This window comes from Vreelandella venusta (genome assembly GCF_044809155.1).
Classification (GTDB): domain Bacteria; phylum Pseudomonadota; class Gammaproteobacteria; order Pseudomonadales; family Halomonadaceae; genus Vreelandella; species Vreelandella venusta_B.
The window spans coordinates 1,367,577-1,385,613 of record NZ_CP085241.1 but is presented as its reverse complement, the minus strand read 5'-3'; the positions used below and the strand labels follow the sequence as shown (position 1 = coordinate 1,385,613).

Annotated in this window: 19 protein-coding genes; 11 read left to right on the top strand and 8 right to left on the bottom strand. The window is 53.8% G+C overall.

Annotated features, from left to right (window positions below; translation table 11 throughout):
* Positions 1–3: 3 nt before the first annotated feature.
* Entirely contained in the window at positions 4–1,455 is a 1,452-nt protein-coding gene (leuC, locus tag LG301_RS06580) for a 3-isopropylmalate dehydratase large subunit (protein WP_404474483.1), read from the bottom strand.
* Positions 1,456–1,614: 159 nt separating this feature from the next.
* Between leuC and LG301_RS06575 the strand changes: the two genes are divergently transcribed.
* The gene (locus LG301_RS06575; RefSeq protein WP_404474481.1) at positions 1,615–2,499 is read left to right on the top strand and encodes a LysR family transcriptional regulator; all 885 of its coding nucleotides are present in this window, start codon (positions 1,615–1,617) and stop codon (positions 2,497–2,499) included.
* A gap of 14 nt (positions 2,500–2,513) precedes the next feature.
* Here the strand turns inward: LG301_RS06575 and LG301_RS06570 are convergent, their stop codons facing one another.
* Entirely contained in the window at positions 2,514–3,203 is a 690-nt protein-coding gene (locus tag LG301_RS06570) for an NAD(P)H-binding protein (protein WP_404474479.1), read from the bottom strand.
* A gap of 108 nt (positions 3,204–3,311) precedes the next feature.
* Here LG301_RS06570 and LG301_RS06565 point away from each other — a divergent pair, with 108 nt between their 5' ends.
* A complete protein-coding gene (locus LG301_RS06565; protein WP_404474477.1) occupies positions 3,312–3,533 on the top strand; it encodes a hypothetical protein in 222 nt (73 codons plus the stop codon).
* Positions 3,499–3,813, top strand: coding sequence for a type II toxin-antitoxin system RelE/ParE family toxin (locus tag LG301_RS06560; protein WP_404474476.1), 315 nt, complete (start codon positions 3,499–3,501; stop codon positions 3,811–3,813). The genes LG301_RS06565 and LG301_RS06560 overlap by 35 nt, the downstream gene beginning before the upstream one ends.
* Positions 3,814–3,853: 40 nt before the next feature.
* Here the strand turns inward: LG301_RS06560 and LG301_RS06555 are convergent, their stop codons facing one another.
* The 4 genes from LG301_RS06555 to LG301_RS06540 all read right to left on the bottom strand — a co-directional run bounded on the left by LG301_RS06555 (position 3,854) and on the right by LG301_RS06540 (position 6,466).
* Positions 3,854–4,264 (bottom strand): thiol-disulfide oxidoreductase DCC family protein, encoded by a 411-nt coding sequence (locus LG301_RS06555; RefSeq protein ID WP_404474474.1) that lies wholly within the window; start codon positions 4,262–4,264, stop codon positions 3,854–3,856.
* 42 nt (positions 4,265–4,306) lie between these two features.
* Entirely contained in the window at positions 4,307–4,708 is a 402-nt protein-coding gene (locus LG301_RS06550; protein ID WP_404474472.1) for a GFA family protein, read from the bottom strand.
* A gap of 106 nt (positions 4,709–4,814) precedes the next feature.
* Entirely contained in the window at positions 4,815–5,840 is a 1,026-nt protein-coding gene (locus LG301_RS06545) for a Kiwa anti-phage protein KwaB-like domain-containing protein (RefSeq protein WP_404474470.1), read from the bottom strand.
* Entirely contained in the window at positions 5,837–6,466 is a 630-nt protein-coding gene (locus LG301_RS06540) for a hypothetical protein (protein ID WP_404474468.1), read from the bottom strand. The genes LG301_RS06545 and LG301_RS06540 overlap by 4 nt, the downstream gene beginning before the upstream one ends.
* 584 nt (positions 6,467–7,050) lie before the next feature.
* On the opposite strand from LG301_RS06540, the gene LG301_RS06535 reads away from it, so the two are divergent.
* Entirely contained in the window at positions 7,051–8,364 is a 1,314-nt protein-coding gene (locus LG301_RS06535; RefSeq protein WP_404474466.1) for a hypothetical protein, read from the top strand.
* Positions 8,365–8,368: 4 nt separating this feature from the next.
* Here LG301_RS06535 and LG301_RS06530 read toward each other — a convergent pair whose 3' ends face one another.
* Complete coding sequence (locus LG301_RS06530; protein ID WP_404474464.1) at positions 8,369–8,887, bottom strand: zinc ribbon-containing protein; 519 nt, start codon at positions 8,885–8,887, stop codon at positions 8,369–8,371.
* A 164-nt stretch (positions 8,888–9,051) separates the two neighbouring features.
* On the opposite strand from LG301_RS06530, the gene leuS reads away from it, so the two are divergent.
* The 7 genes from leuS (at position 9,052) to LG301_RS06495 (ending at position 16,524) form a co-directional block, all read left to right on the top strand.
* Positions 9,052–11,637, top strand: a complete 2,586-nt coding sequence (gene leuS, locus LG301_RS06525; RefSeq protein WP_404474462.1) for a leucine--tRNA ligase — start codon at positions 9,052–9,054, stop codon at positions 11,635–11,637.
* Positions 11,634–12,143, top strand: coding sequence for an LPS assembly lipoprotein LptE (gene lptE / locus LG301_RS06520; RefSeq protein ID WP_404474460.1), 510 nt, complete (start codon positions 11,634–11,636; stop codon positions 12,141–12,143). The genes leuS and lptE overlap by 4 nt, the downstream gene beginning before the upstream one ends.
* A complete protein-coding gene (gene holA, locus LG301_RS06515; protein ID WP_404474458.1) occupies positions 12,140–13,207 on the top strand; it encodes a DNA polymerase III subunit delta in 1,068 nt (355 codons plus the stop codon). The genes lptE and holA overlap by 4 nt, the downstream gene beginning before the upstream one ends.
* Positions 13,208–13,304: 97 nt before the next feature.
* The gene (locus tag LG301_RS06510) at positions 13,305–13,703 is read left to right on the top strand and encodes a PA2779 family protein (RefSeq protein WP_404474456.1); all 399 of its coding nucleotides are present in this window, start codon (positions 13,305–13,307) and stop codon (positions 13,701–13,703) included.
* 10 nt (positions 13,704–13,713) lie between these two features.
* Positions 13,714–14,673, top strand: a complete 960-nt coding sequence (locus LG301_RS06505; RefSeq protein ID WP_404474454.1) for a PA2778 family cysteine peptidase — start codon at positions 13,714–13,716, stop codon at positions 14,671–14,673.
* Between the two features lie 139 nt (positions 14,674–14,812).
* Complete coding sequence (locus tag LG301_RS06500; protein ID WP_404474452.1) at positions 14,813–15,364, top strand: hypothetical protein; 552 nt, start codon at positions 14,813–14,815, stop codon at positions 15,362–15,364.
* The gene (locus tag LG301_RS06495) at positions 15,361–16,524 is read left to right on the top strand and encodes a diguanylate cyclase (protein WP_404474450.1); all 1,164 of its coding nucleotides are present in this window, start codon (positions 15,361–15,363) and stop codon (positions 16,522–16,524) included. Before LG301_RS06500 ends, LG301_RS06495 begins: the two co-directional genes overlap by 4 nt.
* 17 nt (positions 16,525–16,541) lie before the next feature.
* On the opposite strand, the gene sthA is transcribed toward LG301_RS06495, so the two are convergent.
* Positions 16,542–17,933 (bottom strand): Si-specific NAD(P)(+) transhydrogenase, encoded by a 1,392-nt coding sequence (gene sthA / locus LG301_RS06490; protein WP_263069325.1) that lies wholly within the window; start codon positions 17,931–17,933, stop codon positions 16,542–16,544.
* Positions 17,934–18,037: the final 104 nt, after the last annotated feature.

Below are 18,037 nucleotides of genomic sequence, written 5' to 3'. Positions count from 1 at the left end.
GGCTTAGGCCTCCTGCGCGTGGGTAGCGTCGTTAGCGGGTAAGGTACGTACATCAACAAAGTGGCCGGCAATCGCCGCCGCCGCTGCCATGGCAGGGCTAACCAAGTGGGTACGACCGCCGTAGCCCTGGCGACCCTCGAAGTTACGGTTAGAGGTAGACGCACAGTGCTCACCCGCGCCCAGCTTATCGGCGTTCATGGCCAAACACATGGAGCAACCCGGCTCGCGCCACTCAAAGCCCGCCTCAACAAAGATTTTGTCCAAGCCTTCCGCCTCCGCTTGGCGCTTCACCAAACCGGAACCCGGCACCACCATGGCCAGCTTGATGGAATCGGCCACTTTATTGCCTTTGGCGACTTTGGCCGCTTCGCGCAGGTCTTCAATGCGCGAGTTGGTGCAGGAGCCGATAAAGACTTTATCCAACTTGATATCGGTAATCTTCTGGTTCGCCTGCAGGCCCATGTACTCCAACGCGCGGGCGTGGCTGCGCTGAACGGTTTCATCCAGGGCGGCTTGCGGGTCCGGCACTTGGCCTGAAATACCGGTGACCATTTCCGGGCTGGTGCCCCAGCTCACCTGCGGCTCGATCTCTTCGGCTTTCAGCGTGACTACTTTATCGAAGTTAGCATCCGCATCGGACACCAGGTTGCGCCAATCCGCAACGGCGGCTTCCCACTGCGCTTCCGTAGGTGCGAAGGGGCGTTTGGCGAGGTAATTGATGGTGGTGTCGTCGACCGCGATCAGGCCCACGCGAGCACCGGCTTCAATCGCCATGTTGCACACGGTCATACGGCCTTCCATGGAGAGCGACTCGATGGCACTGCCCGCAAACTCGATGGCGTAGCCTGTGCCGCCTGCGGTGCCAATTTTGCCGATAATCGCCAGCACCACGTCTTTGGCGGTCACGCCCAAACCCAGCTCGCCTTCCACGCGCACCTGCATATTTTTCATCTTCTGCGCCAGCAAGCACTGGGTGGCCAATACATGCTCCACTTCCGAGGTGCCGATACCGTGAGCCAAGGCACCAAATGCGCCGTGGGTGGCGGTGTGGGAGTCACCGCAGACTACGGTCATACCGGGAAGTGTTGCGCCCTGCTCGGGGCCTACGACGTGCACGATGCCCTGGCGCGGGTCGTTGATTTTGAACTCTTCGATCCCGTACTCGACACAGTTATCATCCAGGGTTTGTACCTGAATCAGCGACACCGGGTCTTTAATCCCGCTGTTGCCTTCGGCACGCTCCTTTGTGGTGGTCGGCACGTTGTGGTCCGGCGTTGCCAGGTTGGCATCCAAACGCCAGGGCTTACGCTTAGCCAAACGCAGGCCTTCAAACGCCTGTGGCGAGGTCACTTCGTGGAGCAGCTGGCGGTCGATGTAAATAAGCGCCGTGCCGTCATCGCGCTGTTTCACCAAGTGCTGGTTCCAGAGTTTGTCGTAAAGGGTTTGACCTGACATATGGCTCTCCTGGGCAGTGCCCTGCTAGTTCGGTGTGGCAGCCTCTGCGTGCTGCTTAATGATCAATGGCTAGGAGTGTTACGCGACTCGCGCATAAAAGCAATTCATGTTATTCATACTTTAGATTCCAAACAGGAATACATATTCAGGGAGTCACTCGTGGATACTCAAAGCCTGCAAGCGTTTTTGGCAGTTGCCGAAGCCCAAAGTTTCTCCCGCGCCGCCGAGCAGCTCCATCTCACGCAGCCTGCGGTAAGCAAACGCATTGCCACGCTGGAAGACTTGCTCGGCACGCGGCTTTTCGACCGCATTGGCAGGCGCATCGCCCTAACCGAAGCGGGCAACCTTCTGCTACCTCGCGCCCAGCGCATTCTGTTTACCGTGGAAGACAGCCGCCGAGCGCTGGCCAACCTTTCCGGCCAAGTGGGCGGTAAGCTAACGCTTGCTACCAGCCACCACATTGGCCTGCACCGGCTACCGCCACTGTTAAAGCAGTACACCCAGCGCCACCCCGAAGTCGCGCTAGACCTGCATTTCCTGGATTCCGAACTGGCTTACCAGGGCGTGATGGACGGCACGCTGGAAATGGCGATTGTGACCCTCGCCCCGCACCCCATTGAGCAGCTTCAGGTGGTAGAACTATGGCGGGACCGGCTCTGCTTTGTGTGCGCCGCCGACCACCCTTTAGCCGAGCGCGCTCGCCAACACGCCAAGGCGCTTAGCTTACAGGAGCTGTGCGATTTCCACTGCGTGCTGCCCGGCGCTAAAACCTTCACCCGCACGCTGATTGGCCAGCGCTTTGAGGAAGCTGGCCTGACCCTGCCCGTGAGTATGTCGACCAACTATTTGGAGACGCTGAAGATGATGTGCGGTGTGGGGTTAGGCTGGAGCCTACTGCCCGAAAAAATGATCGACAGCGAGCTAGTTGAACTAAGCGTAGACACTGCCCCCATCCACCGGCCTTTGGGCTACCTTGTTCACACCAACCGCACGCTGTCTAACGCGGCGAAAAAGATGATTGAGGAATTGGAAAACACCCGCTAAGTGCCGCCCACTGATTAATGCTTAGCGGGTTCGCGCTGATGCATTTGGGCATTGGTTAACACGAATGAAGCCTTTTCGCTCGCACCACCCAACGCCGCATTCATCATCGCCGCCGCTACACGGCTTACCTCAATCGGACGCACCGAGCGCGGCAACACGTGCGCCGCCGGGGCCAGCAACGCACTCGCCCACTTCTCCGCCAGTCGGCCATCATCAGGCCGCCCCAATAGCAGCGAAGGCCGCACAAAAAATACGCAGGGCAACCCCAGCGCCTGAATATCCTGCTCCACCTCGCCTTTCACCTGGTTATAAAATATTTTGGAATGTGCATTGGCCCCGTGGGCAGTCACCACGCCGAGCCTACTCACCCCCGCCGCTTTACACGCCCGCGCAAACGCCAGCACCAACCCATAATCCACACGGCGAAACGCCTCTTTACTCCCCGCCTGCTTTTTCGTGGTGCCAAACGCCACAAAGGCTACGGCACCTGCGGGCATACACTCCGCGGCTTGGGCTTCTAACTGTTCAAAATCGAGCAGCGCAGGCTGGATTTTGGAAACGATAGCGTTGGGAAATTCACGGGTAAGATCCAGCTCACGGCGAGTAATCACGATGACGCTTTCCACTTCATCCCGCCGGGCAAGCTGAGTAACGAGCTGCTGACCAATAGCGCCAGTGGCACCAAGAACGATGGCAGTGGGCATGGGTGACCTCAGAGAAATGGTGAAGACTTGACCTAGTGAAAATGAAGCGACTTGCTACCTCTGTAGCGTCACGCTACAATTTTTCTCAGGACTACACAGGAGCTAATCATGTCAACTTCGAGCATACGCCTAGATCAAGAACTGGTGGATAAAGCCGCTATTATGGCGAAAGCATTACACCGCACAACACCTAAGCAAATAGAGCACTGGGCAAAAATCGGCGAGATGATGGAAGACAATCCAGATTTATCTTATGACTTTGTCCGCCAAGCTATCATCGCACAGGCAGAACGAGATGCTGGAAAGCTGGAGGCCTACGATTTTGGTTAGAGCCACTAGCGTATTACAGACACCTACATTCAAAAAAGCGGTGAAAAAGCTAAAGCCCAACCAAAAAAAAGACCTTGATTCTGCCATTAAAGAGCTGATAGCTGATCCCTTTATCGGAGAACAGAAAAAAGGTGACTTGGCCTTCTTGCGAGTATATAAATTCAAAATGAACAGGCAGCTGACTTTATTGGGCTATAGCTTTAACGATGGTGCTCTTGTGCTTGAACTGATGGCGCTAGGTTCACACGAAAACTTCTACCGCGATATCAAACGGCAGTAGCGTGCGGTAACGAGCGATTAGCACAGCCCGGCATAGCAAGCTATGTATCAACACCCATAAACCGAGACTTCACGTCCTCTGTCGGCACCATGCAAGCATCCCGCTTTCCAAAAAGCTTATAGCGATTCCGAGCGAACAATTTATAAGCCGCGTCTCTGATCGGCCTGGGCACTACCTTGAATGCATAACAGAACCGCCACGGCCCTTTTAGCTCTTTGGCAATCTCAAGGGCCGCATCTGAAAGGACGTAACACTCACCAGCTTTGATAAGCACCAAGGTGTCCATACCCACATCGGGGACGTTTAAACGCTCCGTTAGCTCCTGCGCCAACTCGCTCTGCATTGGGGTGAATGCAAAAACGCCCTTGGGGTCTCGCTTGATGATGAAATTCACTGCACCATTGCAGAAGTTGCAAACACCATCGAATATGACGATATGGGGGTTGTTCATAGGCTCCGTGTCTCGCTGATCGCTTGGTCATGCACGCTTAGTTTACTCTGGAAGCCCCTCGAACTCTGGCACGTCGCTCATCGCCTCCTCCCAAGCTGCCCTTCTCGATGTGAAGATATGCGCTGTTGGTAGCACAGAGACCTCCGTATCCAAACACCCAGCAGGAATGGCGAGCAGACCGGCCTCTTGAAAGCTTGGCAGTGCTGAACCACATAACTTACAGAAACTTTTCTTGTGGCGAGTGCTGGGAAGCGTATAGGTAGTCACAGAGTCTGAGCCTGACAACCAAGTTAATTTGGCTGACTTTGAAAATAAATTGGCTGCATAAGCAGACCCGGTGTCTTTTTGGCAATACTGACAATGACAAAGGTAAAGGCTGTCGAGGTCACCTTGCACTTCAAATTTTGTATTGCCACACAGGCAAGAACCAAAATAATCGGCCATCAGTTTTCGCTCTGTTGCTTGCGGCTTGGGCGTGTATAAAGTCTAAATTAAGCGGCGCCGAGTAGCAGCGCAGCGTAGCTTTTTGTGGTCCGAGTTTATGGCATTGTTATGCATTACTTTCTACGGGAGCAATAATTTGTCCGCTATTGGTGCCATAGTACTTTCCACTCACCACACCTTGCTTATAATAGTCATTTAAAAGTTTCACAAAGTAACTAACATCATCTGCGTTCTCGAGAACCACTTTTCCATCAGCGGACAACTTTAGCTCCCTTCCTTCAAATGTATGTAACGCATCTTTCATTTTAGTTATCTCATCATTATCAAACGAATTGTGAGTGCCCTTTTTTCCGATATTCGATAGCGTTTTTAACAACGAGCGTTTCTCTTTGATAGCGGCTTCTAGTAGCTCAACCCCTTCAACCAACTCTGTTCTAGCAATCGTTTCAATGACACCTGTGGCCGCTTCCGTAAACTCTTCTTCAAGCCCTACTATTTGTTCAAACCCCTTTTTCCTTAGGATTAAGAATTCTTCATTGCTATACAAACAATCAAGCTTATCATCGAAGCTAATAGTTTCCGTTATTACGGCCTTTAGTTCGGCATCATCTGTATCAAATAAAGCGGAAATTCGCTCTAGTTTTGTTCTTGGTTCATCAGTAGCCACCTTTCCTTTGGATGCTTTTCTAAAGGTATATACTGTCTTCTCTCCATGATTGAATCGTATAGAGTATGCCCACAAATCATTTTTTATTTCGGAAAGTGAAGCAATGCTTGGGCAATTACCTTGGAGCATTTGATTGCTAATAACATCAGAAAAGGAAAGGGCATTATTCAAGGCATAGGTGTAAATCTTATCCCCTAGGTCGTCCCCAATTACTGCATACTCTTCTAGTTCATAATCATCATCCCCAACCATTCTGCCTATTTGCTTCTTCGCGATACCAACAAAGAACTCATTTAGATCTTTTGACAAGTCCACTGTACGAGCCTGAAAGCTATACTTATCTATGACTTTAGCGGTCTTTTTAACACCGTCTTTTATGTGCCGCGTGATCATGTATAACTTTACTGAGACGGCATCTTCGTTAATTATTTCCAGTGCTTCGGTTAACTTATGCTTAGCGCTCACGACTCCCCTCCAAGATCCGTTGAAAAGTATAGGCGATGACCAAGCCTCTTTAGCTTGACATGATCATGTTCTTCTAAATATTTATCTCTTGACAGGATCATTCCTTTTTTCTTCTTTTCCGTACCATGCTCGATGTATTCGATTTGATAAAGCGAATACCACATGCTGATCGTTGGATTAATTAATAGCATTGATGAGTTTGTATATATCAGGAATGTAACCACAAGAAGTACCGATACTGACAAAACACTTATAGGGTCTGATAAATCTTGAAACACGAATGGTATTACATAGGTAAATAAATACGAAATGGATTCACTGTTTTTGTTTTCTATGTCGATTATCGTGACAGCATCACCGCTTAATTGTGCGCGTCTACTTACGTTTCTGATTAAAAGCCAAAGCCCAATTAAACCAAGTAGACTGGCAGTCGTAAGAACAGATACCGCCCCAAAGTACTTTACAAAACGAAAAACAGATTCTGAGTCTAGGCCGCCCCACCTAAGATATTCACTGTATTTATACAGTTGCTGAATTATCAGAATCAGGAAGAGTGGCACATATGACACTAAGAAAAGAGCCAATCGTGCCCCGCCCTTTAGCCCTTGTCGTCTAGTATCTACCATCAGCCCTTGTCCTTATTGATTTGCATAACAGTGGTTATATAGCCCGCTACATAACCCCAATAACTGAGCGATCACAGTCATTGATGTTATACAGCCCCAAAACCACCTAGCCCATTTATTTTAAATAACATTCCCTTGGCTAAGGCTACATATCCGCTATTATCGCGCCCGCTCATTTTGCCCGCTTAATCATACTCTATTCATAAAATTTGCTTAGGTCACGTGCCTAGCGAAAATTTTTCGCGGCCTGCGTGGCGGTATCGGCACCGCGTTGCGGTGCTTCGCGGGTGCCTCACTTCGTTCGTTACGCCGCGCTACGGGATCGGTGGCGTTATCGTTGGCTTGGTGGCTTTATCATCGCGCGCTGAAGCGCCCTCCCACACCGGCCATTTATCACTCCTACCATCTCCTACATCTTCCATCTCCTACATCTTCCATCTCTCACACCTTCCATCTTTCAACTCTGTCACCTCCCACATCTGCCATCTATCACACCTTTCATCTCACTGACCCCGTCGCTTCTTGCTACTGGCCTTCTCTCGCAAACCCGATTAGCCTGCTAACTCAACCAGTAAGGGATTGAGATGCAAGAGACAACGACGCAACAGCGCTTGGCGGGGGTTTTGATTCTGCTCGGGCTGTTGGCACAAATTATTGGTTTTACCGGCGCGGTGCCGACCGCGCAGGCGGTGAGCTATTTGTTGTGGGCGGCAGTGGCGCTGCTGTGGCGGGATATTCCCAAGCGTTCGCGCCTTCAGTCTGGGGTGTTGATGGCGCTAGGTCTGTTAATGCTGGTGGTAGCGCAAACGGTGTATGGCGTGGCGGTGCGCTGGCCTGCCGTGCTGCAGGGCAATGTGTTTGTGGTCAGCATGCTGGTAGGCGTGAGCTTTATTTCGCTGATGGGCACCCAGGGCAATAAGCGCCCGCCCGGTAAACGGGTAACAGGGGCGGATGGGGTGCTGCGTACCTGGCTGGGGGTGCATTTTCTCGGCACGATTTTAAATCTTTCCACGGTGTTTATGGTGGGCGACCGCTTGGCCCGCCGTGCGCCGTTAACCACACCGCAACTATTGGCGCTGAACCGGGGGCTTTCTAGCGCGGCATTGTGGTCGCCCTTCTTTGCCTCTATGGCGGTGGTGATCGCGCTGGTGCCTTCGGTGCAGTATGTCCAGATTGCCGTGGTGGGTTTTCCTATCGCCATGCTCTCAGGGCTATTAACCACACTAGAACTGCGGCGGCGGTTTGATTTAACCGAGGTGGATGGCTTTTCGCTTTCGCCCCGTAGCCTGCTCATGCCTGCAGGCATGGCGGCGCTGGTGATGCTGTTTCACTTCTGGATCACGCCGTCGCTTACTATCGTCAGCATTATTACCTTTTTACTGCCGGGGGTGGCGCTGCTGAGCAACCTGCGGGAAGGCCCGCGTTTTACCCTGCGGCGCCTGTGTCAGCATACCGTTACTCGCCTGCCTGCCATGCGCGGGGAAATCTCGCTGTTTTTAGCGGCGGGGTTATTAACACTGGGGCTTTCAACGCTGGTAACAGCGGCGGCAGGCGATGAGTGGACGCTGTTTGCCCGCTTTGGCACGTGGCAGGCCATGGTCAGTTTTGCGGCTATTACGCTGAGCGCGCTGGTGGGGCTTCACCCGATTATTGGGGTGTCGGTGTTGGCGTCGGTGCTTAATCTGAACGGCGCTGAACAGACCCTGTTTGCCTTTGTGGCACTTAGCGCCTGGGCGGTGGGCACCAGCGTGGGGCCGCTTTCGGGTATTAACCTGTCGTTGCAGGGGCGTTACGGGGTCAGCGGTTATCAGATGATGAAAAATAACCTGCCTTACGCGGCGATGATGAGCCTGCTCTCGCTGGGCGCGATCGCAGGCTTGAGCGTTTGGCTAGGTTAGATGCTTAGGTTTCGACGATTTTGCTCGGAAAGCGGTAGAAGTAGCGGTGGCCGCACTGGTGGCAGGGTTCTATCCGCGCGACATCGTTAAACATGACCTGAGCATCGCAGTGGGTGCAGGCCATTAAGCCCGGGGCGGCGATTTCGCCTTCGCAGTAGTCGGCGCGGGCGGCTTCTAGGTCATCCTCGAAACGTTCGCGGTCTACCACGCTACGGTCGGCAATGGAAAGCAGCGATTCCGCGACCCGGCGGGAAAGCTGGTCGATGTCGATTCCTAGCCAGCTGGCAACCTGCTTGCCGGTATCCGCCATGTAGTAGCGCATGTCTTTCAGGTCGCGCTCTACCCAGGCACGCAGCAGCGCCAGCTCGTCTTTGGTGTACTCCTCAAGCTCAGCTTCAAAGGCAACGGCGTTGTCTAAGTCCTTTTGTAGGTTGTCCCAGGTGAGCTCGTTGGCGCCATCCTGCATGCGTTCCAATAGGCGCTCGTAGCCTTCGCGAAGGCGGTGATCATTGTGTTTTTCCATGGGTCCTCTCCTTTTGTTGCCACAGGTGATGCCTATCATCGGCTAGCCGTTCAAGGATACACCCGCATAGGATACAATCGACGCTACTTATCTGACACCCGTCATCTACTATTCACTTTGCGCCCTGAACAGGGGCGAATTATCCCAAGGCATTGAAAACACCGATGGACGCACAATACAGCCCCCGTGAGATCGAACGTGACGCTCAACAGTACTGGGACAAACACCAGTGCTTTAAAGCCGTAGAGGACGCCAACCGCGAAAAGTTCTACTGCCTATCCATGTTCCCCTACCCCAGCGGCAAGCTGCACATGGGCCACGTGCGTAACTACACTATCGGCGACGTTGTCTCACGTTTCCAGCGCATGCAGGGTAAAAATGTCATGCAGCCCATGGGCTGGGACGCGTTCGGTATGCCGGCGGAGAATGCCGCGATCCAAAACCAGGTGCCGCCCGCCAAGTGGACCTACCAAAACATCGATTACATGCGCAACCAGCTGAAGGCATTGGGTTTTGCCTACGACTGGAGCCGCGAGTTCGCCACCTGCGATACCAGCTACTACCGCTGGGAGCAGTGGTTCTTCACCAAGCTGGTCGAAAAAGGCTTGGTGTACAAGAAAATGTCCACGGTGAACTGGGACCCGGTCGACCAAACCGTACTCGCCAATGAGCAGGTCATTGACGGCTGCGGCTGGCGTTCTGGCGCGCCGGTTGAGCGCAAAGAAATCCCGCTGTGGTTCTTGAAAATTACCGACTACGCCGATGAACTGCTGGCGGACTTGGAAAACGTCGAGTGGCCAGAGCAGGTCAAAACCATGCAGCGCAACTGGATTGGTAAATCCCGTGGCGTTGAGATGACCTTTGATATTCAGGCGGAAGACGGCAGCGCCTGCGAGCCGCTGGCGGTGTACACCACCCGCCCGGATACGCTGATGGGCGTGACCTACGTGGCCGTGGCCGCTGGCCATCCGCTGGCCAAACAGGCCGCTGCGCACAACAGCGAATTGGCGGCGTTCTGCGACGAGTGCGCCAAAGGCGGCACCTCTGAAGCGGAAATGGCCACCAAAGAGAAGCTGGGCATGCTCACTGGTCACAAAGCCATTCACCCGTTAAGCGGTGAAGAGGTGCCGGTGTTCGTGGCTAACTTCGTACTCATGGAGTTCGGCACCGGCGCGGTCATGGCGGTGCCCGCCCACGACCAGCGCGACTGGGAATTTGCCACCAAGTACGGCGTTGAGCTGAAGCCCGTCGTGGCCGATGAGCACGGCAACTCGCCGGATATCTCCGAAGGCGCATTTGTCGAGCACGGCACGCTGATTAACTCCGGCGAGTTTGACGGCCTGGAATTCCAGGCGGCATTTGATGCCATTGCCGCCAAACTGGCCGAGCTGGGCCGTGGCGAAGTAAAAACCAACTACCGCCTGCGCGACTGGGGCATTGCCCGCCAGCGCTACTGGGGCGCGCCGATTCCGGTGAAGTACGGCCCGGAAGGCCAAACCGTGCCGCTCTCTGATGACGAGCTGCCCGTGGCGCTGCCCATGGAAGTCACCGTGGATGCTTCCGGCTCGCCGCTGAAGAAGATGCCGGAATTCTCCGAGCTGGGCGATGGCTGGGTGCGTGAAACGGACACCTTCGACACCTTTATGGAATCCTCCTGGTATTTCGCCCGCTTCTGCTGTGCGGATAACCACGAAGCCATGCTGGATGAACGCGCTAACTACTGGCTGCCGGTGGATCTCTACATTGGCGGTATCGAACACGCCATTCTGCACCTGCTCTACGCCCGCTTCTTCCACAAGCTGCTGCGCGACTTCGGCATGGTCGATTCCGACGAGCCGTTCCAGCAGCTGCTCACCCAGGGCATGGTGATCGCGGAAACCTTCTATCGTTTTAAAGATAACGGCGGCAAAGAGTGGTTTAACCCCGCCGATGTGGAAGTGAAACGCGATGAAAAAGGCCGCCCGCTGAGCGCCATTTTATTGAGCGATGGTCAGCCCGTTGAGATGGGCGGCATCGAGAAGATGTCCAAGTCAAAAAACAACGGCGTGGACCCGCAGTCGATGATCGACAAGTTCGGTGCCGACACCGTGCGCCTATTTATGATGTTTGCTGCACCGCCTGAGCAGTCGCTTGAGTGGTCAGACTCTGGCGTTGAAGGCGCGCACCGCTTCTTGAAACGGATTTGGCGTCAGGTTACCGAGCATTTAGCCGCGGGCACGCCTGGTACGCTGAACGTGGATGCGTTGAACGACGACCAAAAAGCGCTACGCCGTAAAACCCACGAGACTATCAAGAAAGCCAGCGACGACATTGGCCGCCGCACCACCTTCAACACCGCCATTGCCGCTGTCATGGAACTTTCCAACGCGGTGGCTAAGTTTGACGACACGTCGGAACTGGGCCTTGCGGTTAGCCGAGAAGCGCTGGAAGCCTGCGTACTGCTGCTGGCGCCGATTACCCCGCACCTGTGCCACACCCTGTGGCAGCAGTTGGGCCATGAGCAGCCCGCCATTGAAGCCCAGTGGCCAACAGTAGACGAAGCCGCCCTAACCCGCGATAGCATCGAGCTGGTGGTTCAGGTGAACGGTAAACTGCGCGCCCGCCTTGAAGCGCCAGCCAGCGCCGATAAAGCCGCCATCGAGCAACTGGCGATGGAAAACGAAAACGTCCAGCGCCATTTGGAAGGTAAAACGGTACGTAAAGTGATCGTGGTGCCCGGCAAGCTGGTTAATATTGTGGTGAGCGGATGAAGCAAACCAACGTACTAACGCGCCGTCGTTTTCTGGCCACAAGCACCGCCTTCGCGGCGGTGCTGCTTAGCGGCTGCGGGTTTCGCCTACGCGGCACGGAATCGATGCCTCAACTGCCGCCGCTAAGCATTGAGGGCGATGAGAATAGCGCCCTCGCTCAGCAGCTTCGCACGCGGCTACAGCAGCTAGGCACAGAGGTACGCCCCGGCGCCCCCTGGCGGGTAACGCTGGGGACGCCTGCCCTTCAAGATAGGCGCATTGGCGGGGAAAGCCGCTCCAGCCGCGAGCACGAGCTAACGCTCAGTACCACGCTCTCGGTTCAGCAGCGGACAACCAACGCCTACGCACTGAACAACGCCGCGCTTTCCACCCGCACGCAAATTCGCGTCAATGATGACGACCTGCTAAACCGGGAGACGCTGTTCCAAGAGGCCGAGCAAGCGCTCACCCGCCAACTGGCTCAGCGTATTGTGGAACGCCTTGCCAACCTTGAGGCGCTGAGGTGAAGGTATTTGCCGACCAGCTGCCTGCTGCACTGGCCAAAAAACTGCCCAAAGCGGTGATTGTAGCGGGCGACGAGCCGCTACAGCACCGCGATGCCTGCGATGCAGTGCGCGCCGCCGCCCGCCAAGCGGGTATTGAAGAGCGCGAAGTGCTGGATGTAGAGCCTAACTTTGCCTGGGGGCGGCTCTTGGAAACCGCTAGCAACCTTTCGCTGTTTGCGACCAGCAAACTGTTAGAGCTGCGCTTAGGCACCCAAAAGTTAGGGCAAGAAGGCAGTAAGGCGCTGGCTCAGTACGCGGAAATGATGGATGGCAGCGATGACCTACTCTTGGTCAGCATGGGCAAGGTGGATGCTAAGCAGCAGAAAAGCGCCTGGTTCAAAGCACTAGATAAGCAGGGAATTTTTGTTCCCGTGTGGCCGGTCGATGCTTCACGGCTGGGTTACTGGCTGCGAGACCGAGCCTCGCTGCACGGCCTGCAAATTGACCTGGAAGCCGCTCGGCTGCTGGGCGAGCGCACCGAAGGTAATCTACTGGCGGCTGACCAGGAGCTGCAAAAGCTGGCGCTCATTCACCCGCCCAACACCCGGCTTAACGTCGAGAGCATTGCGCAAGGTGTTGAAGATAGCACCCGTTTTGATGTCTTCAACCTGGCGGATGCGTGCTTAAAAGGCGAGCCTAGCCGCGCTTCGCGCATTGTGAACGGCCTGAAAAGCGAAGGCGTGGAAGCACCGATTGTATTGTGGGCACTGACCCGTGAACTGCGCACGCTGCTGTCGCTGCATCAGCATTTGGATCAGGGCCAAAGCTTTGAGCACGCCTGCAAAACCCAAAAGCCGATGATTTTTGATAAGCGCCGCCCGGCCTACCAAAAAGCCATTAGCCGCCTTTCCATGAAGCGGTTGCATAAGCTGCTGCTGATGGCACAGCGCCTGGATTTAGCGGTCAAAGGGGCTTCTCATGTCCCCCTGTGGCCGGGGCTACACGATCTCGCCATGACCATGGCAGGGGCAAAAGGCATTCTTGCCGAAACGCCTTGGACTTACCGCATTAGTGCAAATAATTAGCACTTTGCCATTTGGCCTTAAACCCCAAGTCATTTATTTCTATACTATTGGTCCAAGCCATAAAAACCGTTCCCTGACGAGTCTAAGGATGAAGACGATGAAAACAGTGCGAGCTTACCTTTCGATGCTACTGATTGCCGCTTTAGTGATCACTAGCCTACCCGTTGCGGCGGCCCCAACGGCACCGCACTCTATGGACTTAGTGACGACGCAATCTGCTTTATCTGCTGACCGTGCCGGTGCCGACCGCGAGCGTATTTATAACGTTCTGGCGCGAGCCGATGTGCAAGACCAGCTGCTAAAGCAGGGTGTGGATCCTGCCGATGTTGAAGCGCGTGTTGCCGCTTTAAGCGATACTGAGGCCCAGCAAATGGCTGAACAACTGGAGCAGCTGCCTGCCGGCGCCGGTGTTATTGGCGCTCTGTTTGCCGTGTTTATCATTCTGCTGATTACCGATATTCTCGGTCTGACCGACGTTTATCCGTTTACTCGCTAAGATGCATAGCATGATCACACTGCGTCTAAACGCCCGCTCTGCGGGCGTTTTACTGTTAAGCCTGCTGCTGCTTCTACTCGCTGGCTGCGCCCGTAGCCCGGTGCTACTTGAGAGCACCAAAGCAGACCTCACCCCACAAACCGAACTGACCGCAGTGCCGTTTTTCGCTCAAACCGAATACCAATGCGGCCCTGCCACCCTGGCCATGGTGCTGAACCATCAAGGCGCGGATGCCACCCTTGATGAACTTATTCCTCAAGTGTTTTTGCCAGGGCGTGACGGCAGCGTGCAGCCGGAAATGCTGGCCACGGTGCGCCGTTACAAGCGGTTGGCAATTCCCATTCGTGGCACCATGGATACGTTGCTATCGCACCTGGATGCTGGCGACCCAGTGGTGGTCATGCAGAACCTCGCCCTGCCCGCCTTCCCCATGTGGCACTACGCGGTAGCCATTGGCTTTGATTTGCCCAACGAGACGCTGATACTACGCAGTGGAGAAATTGAGCGCCACGCTATGCCGTTCAGCCGTTTTGATGCCACCTGGGCACGTGCTGAACGCTGGGGGTTTGTGGTGAGCGAACCGGGCAACCTGCCAACAGGCGTTACCGCTCGCAATACCTTAGAAGCCATTAGCGCTTACGAAGAACTGCATGGCAGTCAAGCGGCGCTCAGTAGCTGGCAAGCCTTTGACAAACGCTTCCCGACTAACGCACTGGGTCAGTTTGCTTTAGGCAATGCGCTATACGCCGATGAACAGCCCGAAGCAGCTCTTGCCGCATTTGAATCGGCTACGCAGTTAGATCCCACGATGGGTGCCGCATGGCTCAACCTGGCGATTCTACAGTTGCAGCAAGAGAACAGCGCCGCCGCCAGGGAATCGCTGCGCCAAGCCGCATCATTAGAGGGCGAATGGCAGCCGCAGGCTATCAACGCATTGAAAGCTCTAAGTCCTTCATTTCCTGAGAACTAAGTAGATAAGGTGAGTCTTTACGCTTAATCATTCTTTAAAATCATTCTTAGAAAGGATGGCAATCGCAACAAACTTTGTTTAAGTTTGACTATATACCTCTAACCGCATGGTCAAACTTGGCACCCAATGGAGCCTACTTATGTCTGTCAGCTCGCGCGTGGCACAGATTCAATGGTTTCGTTTTGCTCTTTTCGCAGGCTGTATTAGCTTACTCACCTATGGAATGCAGCCTTCATCTCTATATGCGGGTGGCGTCATTACCACGAGCCAGTACCCTCCTTCTCAAAACCAAAAGCTCGTGATGCTTGTCACTCACGGCTACGACCAACACTGGCTATCCCTCGCCGATATTGAAACGCTGCCTCTTTTCGATATTGAAATGACGCACCCTGAAGGACTTAGCGGTATTTTCACAGGGGTGTGGCTAAATGACGTTATCGAGCAGCAGGGTATAGCCGCTGATCAACGTGTCCGTCTCATTGCGCTAGATAATTATTCAACGTTTCTCGATGGGGAAGAGCGCGCACAAACACGCTATCTTTTAGTGACACGGCTTGATGGTGAACCCATTGCGATTGATAAAATGGGGCCATTAATGCTCATTGCCCCTGATAATCTTGCAGCGGTACGCGCTGGAACAATGCCACTAACTCGCTGGATCTGGTCTATCAAAGAGTTACGACAGCAATGAAAACGCCTCGCCGCCACTCCATCCCCTGGCGATTGGCCACGATGCTGGCGGTTGGTGTTAGCGTTTGTGCCTTATTGATTGCGAGCTACGTTTATAACGCACGGCAGCAGCTTGGTGCCGACTATACGGCGCTGGTTGGGGATATTGTGCGCGCCCAACAGAGTATCCCTCATCTACAAATTGCCCTGGAAGGCTTTATAAACCAGCCCGAAGGGATTCATCTACGTCAAATTAACCATAGTGTATGGCTGTCTCGCCAATATCTGAATCACGTGAAAAACGGTTTAGCACAATACCCGCAGCTCTCTCGGCGCGCCGACTACTTAACCGCTGATTTGGAAGCGCTGCCTGATCAATTCGATGCGCTGGAGGAGAGTGCCCAAAGCGCGGTGGATACACCTACCCAACTCGTGAAGCTTCAGCGCATCGCCAATGATTTAGAAGCCAATATGGCATGGATATATTTTGAGCTTAATGACGTCGTAAGTACCGCTGCTGGGCAGCAGCGTTTGGTCATGCAGCGCCTTTCGATTGCCGTTGGTTTACTTGTATCGATGGTCATGCTGATCGCGCTGATACTCCTCTTCGCCGTTGTTCGCTTACAAAACCAAAGAAGCACGCTCAAAAAGCTAATGCTCACCGACGAACTAACGGGGCTTTATAATCGTCGTCATTTTGTAAAAACAGCGCACGGCCAGCTAGCCAATGCCCAGCGTCAGCAGCAGCCACTAAGTTTTTTACTGATCGACTTGGACTACTTTAAACAGGTAAACGACTCGCTTGGCCACCCGGTGGGCGACGAAGTGCTGCGCATAATCAGTGCCTGTATGGAACAGCTTAAACGCCAAGGCGATACGCTTGCCCGTATTGGCGGTGAAGAGTTTTGCCTTCTGATGCCCAACACATCTCACCAAGCCGCCTTGCGGGTAGCGGAAAGAATCCGTCATGACGTTGCCCATCTATCCTTCCGCCACCTTGCTGAACTGAATGAGCAGACCGTTAGCATTGGCGTTACCTGCGCTCCCAAAGGCAACCTCACCTTCGAGCAGATGTACTCGCTGGCCGACCAAGCGTTATACAGTGCCAAAGATAGGGGGCGTAATAGAGTTGAGAGCCTGCTGCCCCCTGAGCCAGCGCCGCACCATGCGGCGCTGAGCTAAACGGTAACTAAACGGGCTTAAAAAACGCGATTTAAGCCATTTTGTGCGGCCACCCGGTAAGCTTCTGCCATGGTCGGGTAATTGAACGTCGTATTAACAAAATATTTTAATGAATTGGCCTCTCCCTCCTGCTGCATAATCGCCTGGCCGATATGCAAAATTTCTGACGCTTGGTCGCCAAAACAGTGAATGCCGAGTATCTCCAACGTATCCTGATGGAAGAGAATTTTCAGCATGCCCACCGTATCACCGGTAATCTGCGCACGCGCGGTATCCTTAAAAAACGCCTTGCCTACTTCGTAGGGTATTTTGGCTTCGGTTAACTCGCGCTCATTGGGGCCAAAGGAGCTGATTTCAGGAATGGTATAAATACCGGTGGGTACATCGCTAACAAAGCGATACTCCTTTTCCAACAGCTCATTACAGGAGTTTAAGCCCTGATCATAGGCAGCACTGGCAAGACTGGGCCAGCCAATTACATCCCCCGCAGCATAAATCGTCGGAATCTCCGTGCGGTAGTGCTCGTCTACACTGAGCTGGCCACGGCTGTTGGCCTCTAAACCGATGTTTTCAAGCCCTAAGCTGTCGGTGTTACCGGTGCGCCCATTAGCCCATAAAAAGGCATCCGCACGGATTTTTTTACCGGACTTTAAGTAAACAACAACGCCGGATTCGTCCCCTTCAACGCTCGCATACTCTTCATTGTGGCGAATTAAAACGCCATGTTTGCGTAGGTGGTACGACAACGCATCGCTGATCTCATCATCCAGGAAGGAAAGCAGACTATCGCGATTATTAATCAAATCTACCTTAACGCCCAATCCCGAAAAGATGGAGGCGTATTCACACCCGATAACACCGGCGCCAAAAATCACCAGCGTGCGGGGCGTATGAGAGAGGCTTAGAATCGTATCAGAACAGTAAATACGCGGATGACGGAAGTTAATATCGGCCGGACGGTAGGGTCGCGAACCCGTGGCGATCACGATTTTTTTGGCGACCAGCTCCTCCATTCCTTCCTGGCGATCCCTCACCAGCACTGTATGGTCATCTTTGAAACGAGCTACACCGTGGAACAGGTCGATACGGTTACGCGCATAAAACGTTGTACGCATCTCAACCTGCTTATCAATGGTGCTGCGCGAACGCTCCATTACCTTAGGAAACGAAAACCAGCGAGGTTCACCAATATCACGAAACATACGGTTGGTGTTGAACGCCATGATCTGCTTGACTTGATGGCGCAGTGCTTTTGACGGGATTGTGCCCCAATGAGTGCAGTTGCCACCCACCTGGGCCTGTTTCTCAACAATTGCCACGCGCATGCCGTGTTTCGCAGCGTTGATCGCCGCGCTTTCCCCGGCGGGGCCAGTACCAATAACCACAACATCGTAATTGTGAACCGCCATACGCTTTGGATCTCCTTGTACCTTTTACATCATTTACCAGCACATACGTAAACGCCCGCGATTAAGCGAGCGTTTAATGTCATTGAACATGTGGCATCGTTAAC

What these genes read in the sequence shown, in the direction of transcription:
- leuC (WP_404474483.1), bottom strand. Translation starts at nt 1,455, where the DNA reads ATGTCAGGTCAAACCCTTTACGACAAACTCTGGAACCAGCACTTGGTG.
- LG301_RS06570 (WP_404474479.1), bottom strand. Translation starts at nt 3,203, where the DNA reads ATGCCCACTGCCATCGTTCTTGGTGCCACTGGCGCTATTGGTCAGCAG.
- LG301_RS06565 (WP_404474477.1), top strand. Translation starts at nt 3,312, where the DNA reads ATGTCAACTTCGAGCATACGCCTAGATCAAGAACTGGTGGATAAAGCC.
- LG301_RS06560 (WP_404474476.1), top strand. Translation starts at nt 3,499, where the DNA reads ATGCTGGAAAGCTGGAGGCCTACGATTTTGGTTAGAGCCACTAGCGTA.
- LG301_RS06555 (WP_404474474.1), bottom strand. Translation starts at nt 4,264, where the DNA reads ATGAACAACCCCCATATCGTCATATTCGATGGTGTTTGCAACTTCTGC.
- LG301_RS06550 (WP_404474472.1), bottom strand. Translation starts at nt 4,708, where the DNA reads ATGGCCGATTATTTTGGTTCTTGCCTGTGTGGCAATACAAAATTTGAA.
- LG301_RS06540 (WP_404474468.1), bottom strand. Translation starts at nt 6,466, where the DNA reads ATGGTAGATACTAGACGACAAGGGCTAAAGGGCGGGGCACGATTGGCT.
- LG301_RS06535 (WP_404474466.1), top strand. Translation starts at nt 7,051, where the DNA reads ATGCAAGAGACAACGACGCAACAGCGCTTGGCGGGGGTTTTGATTCTG.
- LG301_RS06530 (WP_404474464.1), bottom strand. Translation starts at nt 8,887, where the DNA reads ATGGAAAAACACAATGATCACCGCCTTCGCGAAGGCTACGAGCGCCTA.
- leuS (WP_404474462.1), top strand. Translation starts at nt 9,052, where the DNA reads ATGGACGCACAATACAGCCCCCGTGAGATCGAACGTGACGCTCAACAG.
- lptE (WP_404474460.1), top strand. Translation starts at nt 11,634, where the DNA reads ATGAAGCAAACCAACGTACTAACGCGCCGTCGTTTTCTGGCCACAAGC.
- LG301_RS06510 (WP_404474456.1), top strand. Translation starts at nt 13,305, where the DNA reads ATGAAAACAGTGCGAGCTTACCTTTCGATGCTACTGATTGCCGCTTTA.
- LG301_RS06505 (WP_404474454.1), top strand. Translation starts at nt 13,714, where the DNA reads ATGATCACACTGCGTCTAAACGCCCGCTCTGCGGGCGTTTTACTGTTA.
- LG301_RS06500 (WP_404474452.1), top strand. Translation starts at nt 14,813, where the DNA reads ATGTCTGTCAGCTCGCGCGTGGCACAGATTCAATGGTTTCGTTTTGCT.
- LG301_RS06495 (WP_404474450.1), top strand. Translation starts at nt 15,361, where the DNA reads ATGAAAACGCCTCGCCGCCACTCCATCCCCTGGCGATTGGCCACGATG.
- sthA (WP_263069325.1), bottom strand. Translation starts at nt 17,933, where the DNA reads ATGGCGGTTCACAATTACGATGTTGTGGTTATTGGTACTGGCCCCGCC.